Source organism: Embleya sp. NPDC001921 (assembly GCF_053594475.1).
The window spans coordinates 18,059-31,422 of record NZ_JBSFEO010000003.1 but is presented as its reverse complement, the minus strand read 5'-3'; the positions used below and the strand labels follow the sequence as shown (position 1 = coordinate 31,422).

At 72.3% G+C, this 13,364-nt stretch carries 11 protein-coding genes; 6 read left to right on the top strand and 5 right to left on the bottom strand.

Features of this window, described 5'->3' with window-relative positions:
• Window positions 1-548: 548 nt before the first annotated feature.
• Complete coding sequence (locus ACWCPW_RS03525; RefSeq protein ID WP_449759911.1) at window positions 549-1,712, top strand: hypothetical protein; 1,164 nt, start codon at window positions 549-551, stop codon at window positions 1,710-1,712.
• Between the two features lie 78 nt (window positions 1,713-1,790).
• Here ACWCPW_RS03525 and ACWCPW_RS03520 read toward each other — a convergent pair whose 3' ends face one another.
• Complete coding sequence (locus ACWCPW_RS03520; RefSeq protein ID WP_449759910.1) at window positions 1,791-3,767, bottom strand: ABC transporter ATP-binding protein; 1,977 nt, start codon at window positions 3,765-3,767, stop codon at window positions 1,791-1,793.
• Window positions 3,768-4,458: 691 nt separating this feature from the next.
• Between ACWCPW_RS03520 and ACWCPW_RS03515 the strand changes: the two genes are divergently transcribed.
• Both ACWCPW_RS03515 and ACWCPW_RS03510 read left to right on the top strand, forming a co-directional pair.
• On the top strand, window positions 4,459-4,818 hold the full coding sequence (locus ACWCPW_RS03515) for a transposase (protein WP_449759909.1): 360 nt from the start codon (window positions 4,459-4,461) through the stop codon (window positions 4,816-4,818).
• A 235-nt stretch (window positions 4,819-5,053) separates the two neighbouring features.
• A complete protein-coding gene (locus ACWCPW_RS03510) occupies window positions 5,054-5,941 on the top strand; it encodes an alpha/beta fold hydrolase (RefSeq protein ID WP_449759908.1) in 888 nt (295 codons plus the stop codon).
• Window positions 5,942-6,114: 173 nt separating this feature from the next.
• Here the strand turns inward: ACWCPW_RS03510 and ACWCPW_RS03505 are convergent, their stop codons facing one another.
• Together ACWCPW_RS03505 and ACWCPW_RS03500 are read right to left on the bottom strand one after the other, a co-directional pair.
• On the bottom strand, window positions 6,115-6,378 hold the full coding sequence (locus tag ACWCPW_RS03505) for an acyl carrier protein (RefSeq protein WP_449759907.1): 264 nt from the start codon (window positions 6,376-6,378) through the stop codon (window positions 6,115-6,117).
• Window positions 6,379-6,697: 319 nt separating this feature from the next.
• Window positions 6,698-8,125: a pyridoxal phosphate-dependent decarboxylase family protein gene (locus ACWCPW_RS03500; protein ID WP_449760208.1), complete on the bottom strand. Its 1,428-nt coding sequence runs from the start codon at window positions 8,123-8,125 to the stop codon at window positions 6,698-6,700.
• Between the two features lie 330 nt (window positions 8,126-8,455).
• Between ACWCPW_RS03500 and ACWCPW_RS03495 the strand changes: the two genes are divergently transcribed.
• Together ACWCPW_RS03495 and lpdA are read left to right on the top strand one after the other, a co-directional pair.
• Window positions 8,456-9,142, top strand: a complete 687-nt coding sequence (locus tag ACWCPW_RS03495; protein WP_449759906.1) for a helix-turn-helix domain-containing protein — start codon at window positions 8,456-8,458, stop codon at window positions 9,140-9,142.
• A gap of 128 nt (window positions 9,143-9,270) precedes the next feature.
• The gene (gene lpdA / locus ACWCPW_RS03490; protein ID WP_449759905.1) at window positions 9,271-10,677 is read left to right on the top strand and encodes a dihydrolipoyl dehydrogenase; all 1,407 of its coding nucleotides are present in this window, start codon (window positions 9,271-9,273) and stop codon (window positions 10,675-10,677) included.
• A gap of 341 nt (window positions 10,678-11,018) precedes the next feature.
• Here the strand turns inward: lpdA and ACWCPW_RS03485 are convergent, their stop codons facing one another.
• Complete coding sequence (locus ACWCPW_RS03485) at window positions 11,019-11,501, bottom strand: hypothetical protein (protein WP_449759904.1); 483 nt, start codon at window positions 11,499-11,501, stop codon at window positions 11,019-11,021.
• A gap of 302 nt (window positions 11,502-11,803) precedes the next feature.
• Between ACWCPW_RS03485 and ACWCPW_RS03480 the strand changes: the two genes are divergently transcribed.
• Window positions 11,804-12,514 carry a helix-turn-helix domain-containing protein gene (locus tag ACWCPW_RS03480; RefSeq protein WP_449759903.1) on the top strand — a complete coding sequence of 237 codons (711 nt, stop codon included), beginning with the start codon at window positions 11,804-11,806 and terminating at the stop codon, window positions 12,512-12,514.
• Here the strand turns inward: ACWCPW_RS03480 and ACWCPW_RS03475 are convergent.
• Entirely contained in the window at window positions 12,496-13,074 is a 579-nt protein-coding gene (locus tag ACWCPW_RS03475; RefSeq protein ID WP_449759902.1) for a dihydrofolate reductase family protein, read from the bottom strand. The two genes, ACWCPW_RS03480 and ACWCPW_RS03475, sit on opposite strands and share 19 nt — an antisense overlap.
• Window positions 13,075-13,364: the final 290 nt, after the last annotated feature.

Here is a 13,364-nt window from a genome sequence, read left to right as displayed (position 1 = left end):
CGCCGCACACTTGCCCATGCAGCTCGCCATGCAAGTACCAGGTCAGCGGCGGATTTTGCGATCGGGGGCGAAAGGTTGGGCCCATCTTGGCCGCGCTCTCCACGGCCTCGTGCAAAAGTGGATGAAAGGCCTCAATGGCGTGAACTCGCAGCGGCCGGCGAGTCGATGGCCGCACCGATCGAGGCGGGGCCCGACATCGGTGCCGCGGCCGAGCGGGCCGGGCGCGGAGAGCGGCTGTCGGCTCCGTGCGCCTCGCGCCCTACCGGCGTGGAGGTTGATGCACCGTAACCCTATGGGAAATCGCCTGCGCCCTGAAGACGCAAGCCCCGCTGTACGGTTCCGCGACAACGAGCCGCCGGAACGGGAAGCGGCCTCGGATGTCGTACCTGCCATGCCGATTCGAGCCACCGGGGGAGTCCGGTGGTTCCGAGTTCGCGTGCGCCCGGATCCGGAGCGCGTTGTGGCGCCGTGCCGTTCGGTGCGGCGGGGTGGAAACCGAGACAGGGGTTCATGTGGCGAATGCCGATGTAGTGGCTCGTGCGCGAGTCATGCTGTTCGACGTCGACGCGGTGTCGGCGGAAAGATTGGTGGGGATCTATCGCGTCCTGGGGGAGGTCGACGGACCCGCGCGGTACGCCCGGCGGTTGGCCGAGGCGCTGCACACGACCGGGCACATCTTCGGTCACCACGGGGCAGACATGGCCCTCACCCTCGACCGGCTGACCGAGGCGATCGCGCTGTGCCGAGGCCTGGACCCGACCGAACACCCGGACCGGGACGCGGTGTTGCGCGGCATGTTGCACACCCACCAATGGGCGCTGTACCGCTACGACCGGCGGGCCGAGGCACTGGCCGTCCGGCGCGAGATCGTCACCCTGGCCCGCGGCGGCGGCATCGGACATCGGTGGTCCCTGGCCGAGGCGCTCCTGGAGGTCGGTGTCGCACTGGTCGAGGACGGCCGCGACGACGAGGCCGAGCCGCTGTTCGCCGAGGCGGTCGCGGTCACCGCCGGCCTCTCCCGGGGATATCCGCCCCATGCCGACCGACACTGGTACGTCACCGCACACGCGGGCGGGCTCGCCGCTCGCGGCCGGTACGCCGAAGCCGTCGACGCCTACCGTCCGTTGCTCGAGGCGACCCACGCGGACCGCCAGGTCCCGATCCTGCTGTACGGCGCGCACCTGCTCGCCGCCGCGAACCGTCCCGCCGACGGGCGCGCGGTGTTCGAGCGCGCGGTCGAGGAGTACCGGCGGCGCGCCGTACACAGTCCCACCCGGGGTCTGCGCCACGACCACCTCGCCCACCACCTCGCGGTGATCGGCGCCGCCGACGAACCCGCCGACATCGCGTACGCCACCACGTCCGACCACTGGTCGCCCACCCGCCTGAGCCGGCACACCGGAGCCGAACCCGCCCTGCGTGCCGCGCTCGATGCCCCGTCCACCACGCCCGCCCGGCGCATCGTGCTCGAACGCCGGCTCAACATCCGTGCGACCTTCGCGCCGATGTCCCGGGAGGCCGTCGCCCGCCGCCTCCTGCCCGCCTACACCAAGGCGCTCGACCACGCCCGCGCCGTCGCCGTCGCCGACCCGGCCGGCACCAACCCGCTGCTCGTGCGCGCCCTCGGCGACCACGCCCTGCTCCTGGCGAGCGCCGGCCGCGCTCCCGACGGCATCGCCGACCTCGAGGAGGCGGCCGGCCTGTACGGCTGACCGCCCCGGCCCGGCCGCGGCGCGACTGTGCGCGCCGCGGCCGGCGCCCGCTCCGGACAGCGGGCACACCGTCCCCGATCAGCTCTCCGCCGTCGCCGCGCGCGCGTGCGGGATGGTGGGGCTCGTGTGGATGCCGTACTGCGCGGCCTGCGCCGTGTACATCGCCCGATACCGCCCCGCGTCGAGCGCCATCAGGCCCTCGTGGTCGCCCTGTTCGATCAACCGGCCGTCCTCCAGGACGTAGATCAGGTCGGCGGTCGCGGTCGCGGCCAGCCGGTGGGTGATCAGCAGTACCGTCGTCCCGTCGTCGGTCATCGACCGCAACGCGGCGAACGCGGCGATCTCCGCCTCGGGGTCCAGCGCGGACGTCGGCTCGTCGACGATCACGAACGGCGCGCCGCGATAGCGGGTCCGGGCGTTGCCGATCTTCTGCCACTGGCCGCCGGAGATCTGCGAACCGCGCTGGTAGCCCTTGACGATCAGGGTGTCCCAGCCGTGCGGCAGCGAGTCGACAAGGTCGGCGGCGTCGGCCCGGGCGACCGCGTGCTCCACCCGGGCCTGATCGAGCGGCCGGTCGGGACGGCCGATGAAGACGTTCGCGCGCGCGGTCATCGCCCACCGCGGGAAGTCCTGGCCGAGCACCGCCACCCGGTCGAAGATCTGGTCCCGGTCGGCGTCGCGGACGTCCACGCCGCCCCAGGTCAACGTGCCCTCACTGGGCAGCAGCAGACCGGCCACCAGCTTGGACAGGGTGGTCTTGCCCGAGCCGTTCTCGCCGACCAGGGCGACCACCTTGCCCGCCGGGATGCGCAGGCTCACCCGATCGAGTGCGGGCGTGTCGTTGCCGGGATAGCGGTACGAGACCTGGTCCAGCCGTACCTCGTCCACGTCGTGCGGGAGCGGCAGTCCGCCGATCGGGATCGCCCGGCGCTCCGACTCGGTGCAGGCGTCCTCCAGGTCGCGCAGGTACAGGGATTCCTCGTACAGGCGGTTGACCTGCATGACCAGCGCGGTGAGGCCGCTGGTGCAGGTGCGGATCGCGATCACCGCCGTGCCGCCGGCGGCCAGCGGCATGCCGCCTTCGGTGAGCAGCAGCCACAGGGCCGCGTACACCAGCAGCGCGCCGAGCCCGGACAGGGCGGACGCGGTCGCCTGGGTCACGCCCTTGGCGTGCGCGAGTCGGCGGTGCTCGGCCTCGATCGTGGTGGACATGTCCTCGAACGCGTCCAGCACCAGCCGCCCGGCGCGGTGCGCGCGTACCTCGGCGGCGGGCGCCGGTTCGATCAGGCTGCGACCGAGGATCTCGATCGCGCGCCGGTGTTCGAGCCACGCGTGTACGGATTCGTGCTGCCGTCGGGCGGACCGTACCGCGCCCCAGCCCTTCGGCGCGGCGACCAGGAACAGCAGCGGCAGCAGGATCGGGTTGAGCAGGGTCAGTACGCTGCCGGTGGCGACCAGGCCGACCAGCGCGTTGATCACCGCGACCGAGGCGCCGATCATCCGCCGTACCGAGTCGGTGCCGAACCGGCCCGCGTCCAGCGTGCGATGGAAGCGCGCCTCCTCGAACGCCTGGAGTTCCACCCGGGCGGCGAGCCGGTAGTAGCGGGCCGTGCAGACGCGTTCCACCTGCGGTTCGAGCCGACTGGTCGCGCCCACCGAGACCGCGGCGAGCAGCGCGGACAGGGCGGTGACGACCATGATGAACAGCAGCGCCGGCGCGGCGTCGCGCAGTCGATCGGTGGTCGGCACGTCGGCGAACAGCGCCACCAGCGCGCGGTTGGTGGCCAGCAGTCCGAGCCCGGCCGCGAGACCCTGGCCGATCTCGGCCCCGAGCAGTGCCAGGACGGCGGGTCGGTCCACGCTCCACGCGGCGCGCGTGACCAGCGCGACCATGCTCGGCAGTTGCCGCGCCATGGCCCAGAACGACACGCGCAGCAGCGGCTGTTCATGCTGGGTGAAGGACATGTCGTAGCGCAACGCGCCGCCGAACAGCAGTTTTTCCGACCCGGACACCGGAATCGCCCGCCGCGCCGGCGCCCGGCGACGAAACCTCATCGGACCTCCCCGCGCAGGCCGCGCGGATGCGGGCGGTGGGACGCCCGGCAGGGGGCGCCGGGATCGGGTGGGATGGCTCGGGTGGGTGCGGCGGATCGCGCGCATCGAGCGTGTCGGTCGGGCCGGTGGGATCGGTCGGGTCGGTGGGGTCGGCCGGGTCCCGGAGGCCCGGTGGGCCGGGTGAATCCGGGTGATGCGGTCGTGTGCGGCAGTGGAGTGCCTCCGGTTCGGTCGAGCGCTGCGACGTCCTGGGGTGGTACGGCCTCCCGGGGCGGTACGGCCTCGTGGGGCGGTACGCCTCGGTGGAGCGGCACGTGCGTGTTCACGGGCGAGTGGGGCTCGACTCGCGGTGGCGCGGAGTCCGACATGACCACGTCCTTTCCCGGTCCTGGGCGCTGCCTGCGGACGCACATGCTGCCCCCGGTTCGGGGCCGCCCGGCAGGGGCGTACGGGTGTACGAGCCGGGCGTGCCCGACCCGTGGCACGCTTGCCCGCGCGCCCGACCGACCACGGTGAACCGGCGCCATACGAGGGCGAGTTCGGGTAGTGGGGCGAGTGGCGCAGGTCGGGTCACGCGCCCCGCCGCACGCCGGCGGATCCGGCGGCGCGCAGCGCGCCGTGCGATCGGCGACCGGGAGCCGTGTCGGATCGCCGGGTCCGTCGTTGGTGGGGTGTGGGTCGTTGGGGAGGATTGACGAACAGTCAGTGGACGATGGTCGAGCCGCTGTTGCCGGATCGCGCCTCGCCACAGCGCGGCGGTCGGTGCGTCGATCACCGCGCGATGATCGACGCGGTGGCCTGGAAGTACGAGAACGGTTGTCCGTGGCGTGAGTTGCCGGACCGGTTCGGGCCGTGGCAGACCGTCTACCACCGGTACACGGTGTGGGGAAAGGACGGCACCTGGCGTCGCATCCTGACCCGCCTTCAGGTCTGCCCGGACCCGGACGGCAACCTGGACTGGCTGATCGAGGTCGACACGACGCCGACCCCGCGGAGCGCCGCGGCACCCGGAATCGCGCAGGGGGCCGCGAGCGGAACCGCCGACCGCTGACACCGCGCGAAACCCGCCCGGCGGCGCGATCGTGCCGGCCGGCGCACGACGCGACGTGTCCAGGTAGGCCGTTGCGGTCCACCGCGGGCAAGCGGATTGTCCGCACGGGCCGTACCCGTGCTCGCGCGCGCCGCCGCGACTGGTCGGCGCGCCGCGCCCGCGCCGGCCGCCCCGCCCGTCCTCGCGCCGGCGCCGACCCGCCGCCTTGCGTCGGGTGGTCTGTCACGATGTTCACATGCGTGTGTCGATAGGTGACATCCGGCTGTATTTCGACGTGGATGGACCCAGGGTCGTGCCGTACGGTCCGATCATGGTCGAGCGGCCGACCCTGGTGCTGTTGCACGGTGGGCCGGGCGCCGACCACTCGTCGTTCAAGCCCGCGATGTACGCGGCCGCGCGCTTCGCCCAGGTCGTCTACCTCGACCAACGCGGCAGCGGCCGATCCGACCGGGGCGATCCGGAGCAGTGGACCTGGGATCGGTGGGCCGACGACGTGATCGCGTTCTGCGACGCGCTCGACATCACCGCGCCGATCCTGGTGGGCACCTCCAGCGGCGGCTGGGTCGCGCTGACCGCCGCGGTCCGACACCCGGGGCGGGTCGGTCGACTCGTACTGGACAGCGTGATGCCCGGACGCACCGCCGAACGGCTCGACGTGTTCGAACGGCTCGGCGGAGTACCGGCGCGGGAGATCGCGCGCCGGTACTGGAGCGGCGAGAGCCCCGAGACCGTCCGGCGGGACTGGGAGGACGTCTGCCTGCCGCTGTACTCGCAACGCACGGACGGCGATCCGGACGCCGCGAACCGGCAGCGTCGGATCCGCTGGAACCACGACGTCCTGGCGCACTTCCGGCGGCATCCGGCGGACCATTTCGACGGCTGGGCCCGGCTCGCCGAGATCACCTGTCCGACGCTGATCCTGGCCGGCGAACACGACCCGGTGGCCACCGCGAGCGCGGCCCGGCGACTGGCCGCCGGGCTGGTCAACGCCGAGACCCGGCTGCACGTCCTGCCGGGCGCCGGCCACGGCGCCTTCCGGGAGGACCCGGAGCGTTCCCTGGCGGTGCTGCGCACGTTCCTGGCGGGTCGGCGGGGCATGTCCGCGAAGGCCGAAGGTGCCTGACCGGTCCGACCCGAGCACCGCGCGTTCCGTGCCCGCCGGACCTGCGCCGCCTCGGTGTTCGCTGTCGCGGCACAGACGGTCGGCGAGCGGTGGTGTCGAGGCGGATGCCGCGGCGGCGGCCCCGGAGTGAGCGCCGGCGCATGGTGTTCCCGCCGCGCGTCCACGGTGCCGGGTCATCCGGTTCGGCCCGTGCGCCCCGCCCGCGCCTGGTCGACGAACTCGGCCAGTCCGCTCGGGGTGGCGCGTTCCAGGATCACCGTGGGCTCCACGGCGATGCCGTACCGCTTGCCGAGGACGTCCGCGAACTCGACCGCGAGAGTCGCGTCCACGCCCAGTTCCGCGAATGTGTCGTCCGGGTCGATCCGGGAGATGTCGAGGGAGATGAGTCGGGCGGTCTGATCGACGATCTCGTCGAGCAGGGCGGCGTTCACGGGCATGGCGAGGCTCCTTGACGGGTCATGGATGCGTCCCAGGCGCGGGATGTCCGAAAGCGGGCGGCACGTCGACAGGAGTGATCCGGGGCGGCGCGGGGAGGCCTCCCGCGGCGAACCGCCGGCCTGTCCCGGGGGCGCCCACCGACCCGGCACCGGCTCTTGTCGCTCCGGAAACGCTAGTCGGCGCGTATGTCCCGGCGGTAGGACGGGACCTGCCCGTCGCGGGTGGCGAAGCATGGCGAATCGACACTGTGCGCGGTCCCGGCGGCGGCCGTGCCGATCCGCCGGCACGACCCGGGCCGGGCCGCGCCGGCGTCCGCCGTCACAGTGGCGGGTTGAGGCCCTCGAAGAAGGCCAGGAGTACGGCTTCGCGCAGCCGCGACGGGAGGCGGTCGAGGAGCGCGTGTACCGGGGCCATCCGCCCATCGGTCAACAAGCCGGTCTTGACCATGAGTTCGGTCAGCGCGTCGGCGGACACGCCCGCCTCGGACTCGGCGAGGGCGGCGAGTTCGTCGACGGAGCGCAGTTGTTCGGGGGTGGGCAGCGGGTCGCGCCCGCCGGCCGCGCGGACCGCCGCCCGCAGCGCGGTGAGCAGGTCCGGGACGTACGGGCCGTGTGTCGCGGTCATGGTGAGGTGGATGGTCGGCGGGATGCCGGGTTGGGACAACTGCGGTTGCACGGCCCACCCCAGGCGTTCCAACTCGTCCAGGAACGCGAAGAAGTCGACGCCGTCCGTGGTCACCGCGACCAGACTGGTGGCGGGCGAGCCCAGCACCCGCAGGCCCTGGACCGCGCCGATCCCCTCGACCAGGCTCGCGGTGGCGGCGAGTGTGCGGGTGACCAGGTCGCGGTACCCGTCGGCGCCCAGATGGCGCAACACCGCCCACGCGGCGGCGATCAGGCCGCCGGACTTCGAGCTCTGCATGGTCGGGTTCACCACCGGGTAGCCGGTCCAGTCGGCGGCGACGAAGTACTGGCTCCGGCGCAGCGCGGCCGTGCGATACAGCAGGATCGAGCAACCCTTGGGCGCGTAGCCGTACTTGTGCAGGTCCACCGAGATCGAGTCGACGCCCGGCACCCGGAAGTCCCAGGCGGGCACGTCGTGTCCGAGCTGCTCGGCGAACGGCAGCACCCAGCCGCCGATGCACGCGTCCACGTGGCAGCGCACCCCGCGTCGCGCGCAGAGGGCGGCGATCTCGGGGATGGCGTCCACGACGCCGTGGCCGTAGGAGGGTGCCGAGGCGACCACCAGGACGGTGTCGTCGGTGATCGCGCGGTCGATCGCGGCGACGTCGGCGCTCATGTGCACAGGGTCGATGTCCACGATCACCGGGTCGAGGCCGAAGTACTTCGCCGCCTTCGCCCACGCGGCGTGTGCCGAGCGGGCGAACACGATCTGCGGTCGGGCCCGGTCGGGCCGTGCGTCCCGAGCCGCCTTGGCGGCCAGGAGGCAGCTTTCCGTACCGCCGCTGGTCCAACTGCCGGCCGCGCCCGCCGGCGCGTGCAGCATCTCGCCGACGGCCGCGACCACTTGGTGCTCCAGCGTCGCGACACTCGGGAAGGAGGTCGGGTACAGGCCGTTCACGTGCAGGTACAGCTCGAACGCGCGCACGGCGACCTCCTCGACGGAGGCGGCGCCGGAGTCGAACGTGTTGGCCACGCCGGGCCGTCCGCGCCCGGGTTCGTCGGCGGCGTGCATCGCCGTCAGCTCCGCGAGTACCTCGGCCACCGGCCGGCCGTCCGCGAACATGCCCACGCGTGCCTCCCCGAGTGCGATTGCGAGTGTGCGGTGTGACTGCTTGCGCATGCGGTTGCGGGCCCGGGGCGGGTGGTCGCGCGACCCGGTCTCGGGTTGGGGCACGGTAGCGCGGCGGAGTGCGCGATGTCTGCGTCTCGGCCCGCCCGGCCGAGGCCGAGTAGCCGCGCCGTCGGCGGCGTCGGGCTCGACGGGGCCGGGGCACGACGGGGCCGGGGCACGAGGTGGTCGGGGCGAGACCGGTCGGGACGGGGCGTGGTCGGGGCTCGCCGTCGATCGGCGCAATGCCCGCCGAAACCGGTGCGTGGGGAGTGGGCTGGTGCGATGACCGAGGAGACTGCGGGTACCGTCCGTCCATCCACCGATGCGCTGCCCGGGCGAGTGAGCGCCCGGCGCCGCGAACTCGGGCTGTCCGTGGCGGACATCGCCCGCCGTACCGGGCTGCCCGGAGCGTGGGTGAACTCCGTCGAGAACGGATCCACGCCACCGTCCGCGCCCGGGCTGTCCCGACTCGCCGACGCGCTGGAGACCACCGTCGACGACCTGCTCTCCGCGCCGCCGGCCGCCTTCACGCACCGGACGCCGCCCCGGCCCCCGGGCCAGGATCCGGGTCCGGGACGGGAGTTGGTGGAGATGACCGACGAGGAGTGCCAGGCCCACCTGCTCCTCCAGTTGGTCGGCCGGATCGCGGTGCTCGACGGGCCCGACCCGTTCGTACTGCCGGTCAACTACGTGATGCTCGGCCGCGACGTGATGTTCTGTACGGCCGCCGACTCGTCCCTGGCCGGCGTCGCCGGCCCGGTCCTGTTCGAGGTGGACGAGATCGTCGACGCCGCCCGGATCGGCTGGAGCGTCCTGATTCGGGGCACGGCGGAGGCGGACGAGGACCCGTCGGACGTGCCGTCGGACGGGGAGGGCCCGTGGCCGGCGGGCCGCCGGGACGTGTGCGTCCGCATCCGCGCGGAACGGGTGACCGGCCGCCGGGTGCGGCCGGTGGTGGGCCGGGCGTAGGGGCGCGGGGGACCGGGAGGCGCGGGGCGGGGGCGCGGCCGTCGCGCCGGTGCCCGTCCCGGTGGCGGCGTCGGTGCCCGCCACGGCCGCCGCGCCGCCATCCGGGCCGGCCGCATATCGTGGGAATCATGAGTACACATTTTGACGTCGTTGTCCTGGGTGCCGGTCCCGGCGGGTACACCGCGGCGGTGCGCAGCGCGCAGCTCGGACTGCGGGTCGCGGTCATCGAGCAGAAGTACTGGGGCGGCGTCTGCCTGAACGTCGGCTGCATCCCGTCGAAGGCGCTGCTGCGCAACGCGGAACTCGCGCACATCTTCACGCAGGAGGCCAAGACCTTCGGGATCCGCGTCGAGGGTTCGGTGACGTTCGACTACGACGCCGCGTTCAAGCGCAGTCGCAAGGTCGCGGACGGCCGGGTCAACGGCGTGCACTACCTGATGAAGAAGAACGGCATCACCGAGTACGACGGCCGCGGTTCGTTCGTCGACGCGCACACGCTTGACGTCTCGCTGACCGCGGGCGGCGTCCAGACCGTGACCTTCGACCACTGCATCATCGCCGCGGGCGCGACCACCCGGCTGCTGCCGGGCACCTCGCTCAGTGAGCGTGTGGTCACCTACGAGGAGCAGATCCTCTCCGACCGGCTACCGGAGAGCATCATCATCGCCGGCGCCGGCGCGATCGGCGTCGAGTTCGCGTACGTCCTGCACAACTACGGCGTGAAGGTGACCATCGTCGAGTTCCTCGACCGGGTCGTTCCGCTGGAGGACGTCGAGGTCTCCACCGAACTCGCCAAGCGCTACCGACGGTTGGGCATCGAGGTCCTGACCTCGACCCGGGTCGAGTCGATCGACGACAGCGACTCGAACGCCAAGGTCCGGGTCACCGTCACCCGCGACGGGCAGCAGCAGGTCCTGGAGGCCGACAAGGTCCTCCAGGCGATCGGGTTCGCCCCGCGCGTGACCGGCTACGGCCTGGAGACCATCGGCGTGCGACTCACCGAGCGCGGCGCGATCGACGTGGACGGCCGGGGCCGCACCAACGTCCCGCACATCTACGCGATCGGCGACGTCACCGCGAAGCTGATGCTCGCGCACGCGGCCGAGTCGATGGCGGTGATCGCCGCCGAGACGATCGCGGGGGCCGAGACCATGGAACTCGACTTCGTGATGATCCCGCGCGCCACCTACTGCCAGCCGCAGATCGCCAGCTTCGGCTGGACCGAGGCGCAGGCCCGGGAGCAGGGCTTCGACGTCCAGGTCGCCAAGTTCCCGTTCACCGCCAACGGCAAGGCACACGGTCTCGGCGACCCGGTCGGCTTCGTCAAGGTGATCAGCGACCGCACCCACGGCGAGCTTCTCGGTGCCCACCTGATCGGCCCCGAGGTCACCGAACTCCTCCCCGAACTCACCCTGGCCCAGCAGTGGGACCTCACCGTCCACGAGGTGGCCCGCAACGTCCACGCCCACCCCACCCTCGGCGAAGCCGTCAAGGAAGCCATCCACGGCCTCGCCGGCCACATGATCAACATGTGACGCAAACGAAGCCGCCTCGCCCACCCGGGCGGGGCGGCTCCCTCCGACGCGACGTGAACAGCACGGGGTGGTTCGGCCAGGGCCTTGGTCGCCTCTCCGTCGCGGGTGCCTACGAGTTGCAGGTGCCGGCCACCGTGCCGCCGGACGGTCCGCTCGCGTGCGTCGAGGTGCGGAGGTGGACGGGATGCCGCTTCCGCGCAGGACGGAACCAGGGCACGGGCTCGCGTTCCCCGAACGCGAGAACGGCGAAGCCGAAGACACCGCGACATCGATGCCCTCGGCTCCGCCACGTCGGGCAGGCTCGGCGCCCGTCCGGGGTTCTTCACGTCACCACAGGCGTGTCAGCTGATCACCGGGGACCCGTACAGATCCCATTTCGAGTAGCCCTTGCCGTCGTTGTTGATGTCGTAGAGCACGGCCGCGTCCGCCGAATATCCGCCCTTGGCGGTCGAGCGGTACCAGACCTCGACCGTACGGGTCTGGTTCGGGTAGCTCACCCAGCCGAGTTCCTGCTTGGTGCGGTTCATGATGTAGTCGTGCCGCTCGACGCGCAGATCCAACTCGAACGCGTCGAAACGCGGGTCGTCCCACGGGGCCGGGTCCCAGCTGTACGCGCTGACCGTCGCGGTCGCCTTGTAGATGCCGCCGCTGTACGACACGATGCAGAGCTTGATGGTGACCTTCTCGTCGGCCATATGCGGCAGGTCGAAGTTCCTGCTCGACGTCCTGCACGAGGTGGCGGCGTCGGCCGTCGGAGCGACCGCGATCATGCCCCCGAACGCGGCTGCGAACGCGAGGGTTGCGCCCACGAGCTTCTTGCGCATGCACTCTCCAGATGTCGGACGGCCCTGACAGTCAGCGCCGAGCAGAGAACGTAAACCTGTTCGAAGCCCAGGGGATACGGCGCCGGTGCACCATTTCCGACCCGCCGACGGGCGCATGCGCACCATTCCTCCCGCGGCCTGGAAAGGGGTGCATTATTCCCGGTCGATCACCGGTATGTGGTGCACCTCCTGCCCCGCCCACGTCGCGTCGCCGGATCCCGGAAATCCGTCGAACTGCCGTCGTTGTCATCCATATTGCGCAGCCCGGCGGCGGCCGATGGGTCGCCACGTATCCTGTGCCCGTGGAACTGTGCTTCGAGACGCGCCGGTCGGACTCACCGTGGGTCGACACGGTGTGGACCTGCACCAGTGAGCGGGTGACGGTGATGACGTCCGTCGCAGGCGTGCGCTGGGGCCTGGTGTTCTGGGAGCAGGACGGCCGGGCGTACGCGGCCATCACCGGTCCCGAGACCCGGACCGGCACGTCGCCGGTGCCGGAGGGCGCGACCTTCACGGGCATCGAGTTCGCCGTGGGCACCTCGTTGCGGGCCGTGTCCACACCGTCGCTGGTCGACGGAGGTGTCGAGCTTCCCGACGCCACCCGCCGCACCTTCCGGCTGGACGGCGCGCGGTGGCAGACGCCCGGTCCCGACGACGCCGAGGCCCTGGTCGAGCGTCTCGTCCGGGCCGGGGTCGTGGTCCGCGACCCGCTCGTCGTCGAGGTGCTGCGGGGTCACCGCCCGGCCGTCTCGGGGCGCACGATCGAACGCCGGTTCCGGGCCGCGACCGGGCTGACGCCGGGCGCCGTCCGGCAGATCGAGCGCGCCCGTACGGCGGCGGAGCTGCTGGCGGCCGGTGTCCCGGCCGCCGACGTCGTCGTCAAGCTCGACTACTTCGACGAGTCGCACCTGGCCCGGGCGCTGCGCTCCTACGTCGGGCGCACCGCGAAGCGGCTGCGCGAGGGCGTCGGCGGCGCGATCGGCCTCGACCTGGATCAGCGCTTGACGTCGTAGACCATCTTCAGGATCCCGTTCGAGTAGCTCTGCGACTCCCGCAGCGTCAACATCTGCTTGTCGCGGTCGGCCCGGCCGAACAGGCTCTTCCCGCTACCGAGCAGCACGGGGAACACGAGCAGGTTGTACTGGTCGATCAGGCCCGCGTCCGACAGCCGCCGGGCCAGCTCCGCGCTCCCGTGGATGAAGATCGCGCCGCCCTCGCTCTCCTTGAGCGCGGCGACGTCCTCGGTCGAGCGCAGGATGGACGTCGGCCCCCATCCGTCGACGAGGGCATCGTCGGACAGGGTGGTCGACACCACGTACTTGGGCAGCTCCTTGTATCCGGCGTGGTCTTCCGAGCCGGGCCAGACCGGAGCGAACGCCTCGTAGCTGCGGCGGCCGAACATCAGCGCCGTCGTGTCGGCGAGCTCCTCGCCCTTCAGCGACCAGGCTTCCGGGACGAACTCGAGGTCCTTGAACACCCAGCCGCCGCTGCGGTGTTCCTCTCCGGGCCCGCCGCCGGGCGAGTCCACGACGCCGTCGAGCGACATGAAACCGGTGTAGACCAGGTCACGCATGGTGCTGTCTCCTCGTGAAGGGGTGAGCTGCGGGGTCCACGCTATGCCGTGGCCGTGCGGCCGTATAGGACGGAAACGACAGCGGGCGGCAGGGCGGTCCGCCCGACCCGACCCGGCGGCAGCCGCACCGGGTCCGTCGCCGGTTCTCGTCGGATCGGCCCGCCGCGGGTGGTGGGCCCGAGCGAAGCGCGGACGGGCCCGCGCCACGCCTCGGGGTCGGCCGCACCGCGGCCCGCACGCGCGTACGCCACACCACGCGCGCCATTGCGGGGACACCACGAAGACCCGTG

What these genes read in the sequence shown, in the direction of transcription:
- ACWCPW_RS03500 (WP_449760208.1), bottom strand. Translation starts at nt 8,125, where the DNA reads ATGTTCGCGGACGGCCGGCCGGTGGCCGAGGTACTCGCGGAGCTGACG.
- ACWCPW_RS03505 (WP_449759907.1), bottom strand. Translation starts at nt 6,378, where the DNA reads ATGCCCGTGAACGCCGCCCTGCTCGACGAGATCGTCGATCAGACCGCC.
- ACWCPW_RS03485 (WP_449759904.1), bottom strand. Translation starts at nt 11,501, where the DNA reads ATGCGCAAGAAGCTCGTGGGCGCAACCCTCGCGTTCGCAGCCGCGTTC.
- ACWCPW_RS03510 (WP_449759908.1), top strand. Translation starts at nt 5,054, where the DNA reads ATGCGTGTGTCGATAGGTGACATCCGGCTGTATTTCGACGTGGATGGA.
- ACWCPW_RS03520 (WP_449759910.1), bottom strand. Translation starts at nt 3,767, where the DNA reads ATGAGGTTTCGTCGCCGGGCGCCGGCGCGGCGGGCGATTCCGGTGTCC.
- ACWCPW_RS03525 (WP_449759911.1), top strand. Translation starts at nt 549, where the DNA reads ATGCTGTTCGACGTCGACGCGGTGTCGGCGGAAAGATTGGTGGGGATC.
- lpdA (WP_449759905.1), top strand. Translation starts at nt 9,271, where the DNA reads ATGAGTACACATTTTGACGTCGTTGTCCTGGGTGCCGGTCCCGGCGGG.
- ACWCPW_RS03495 (WP_449759906.1), top strand. Translation starts at nt 8,456, where the DNA reads ATGACCGAGGAGACTGCGGGTACCGTCCGTCCATCCACCGATGCGCTG.
- ACWCPW_RS03475 (WP_449759902.1), bottom strand. Translation starts at nt 13,074, where the DNA reads ATGCGTGACCTGGTCTACACCGGTTTCATGTCGCTCGACGGCGTCGTG.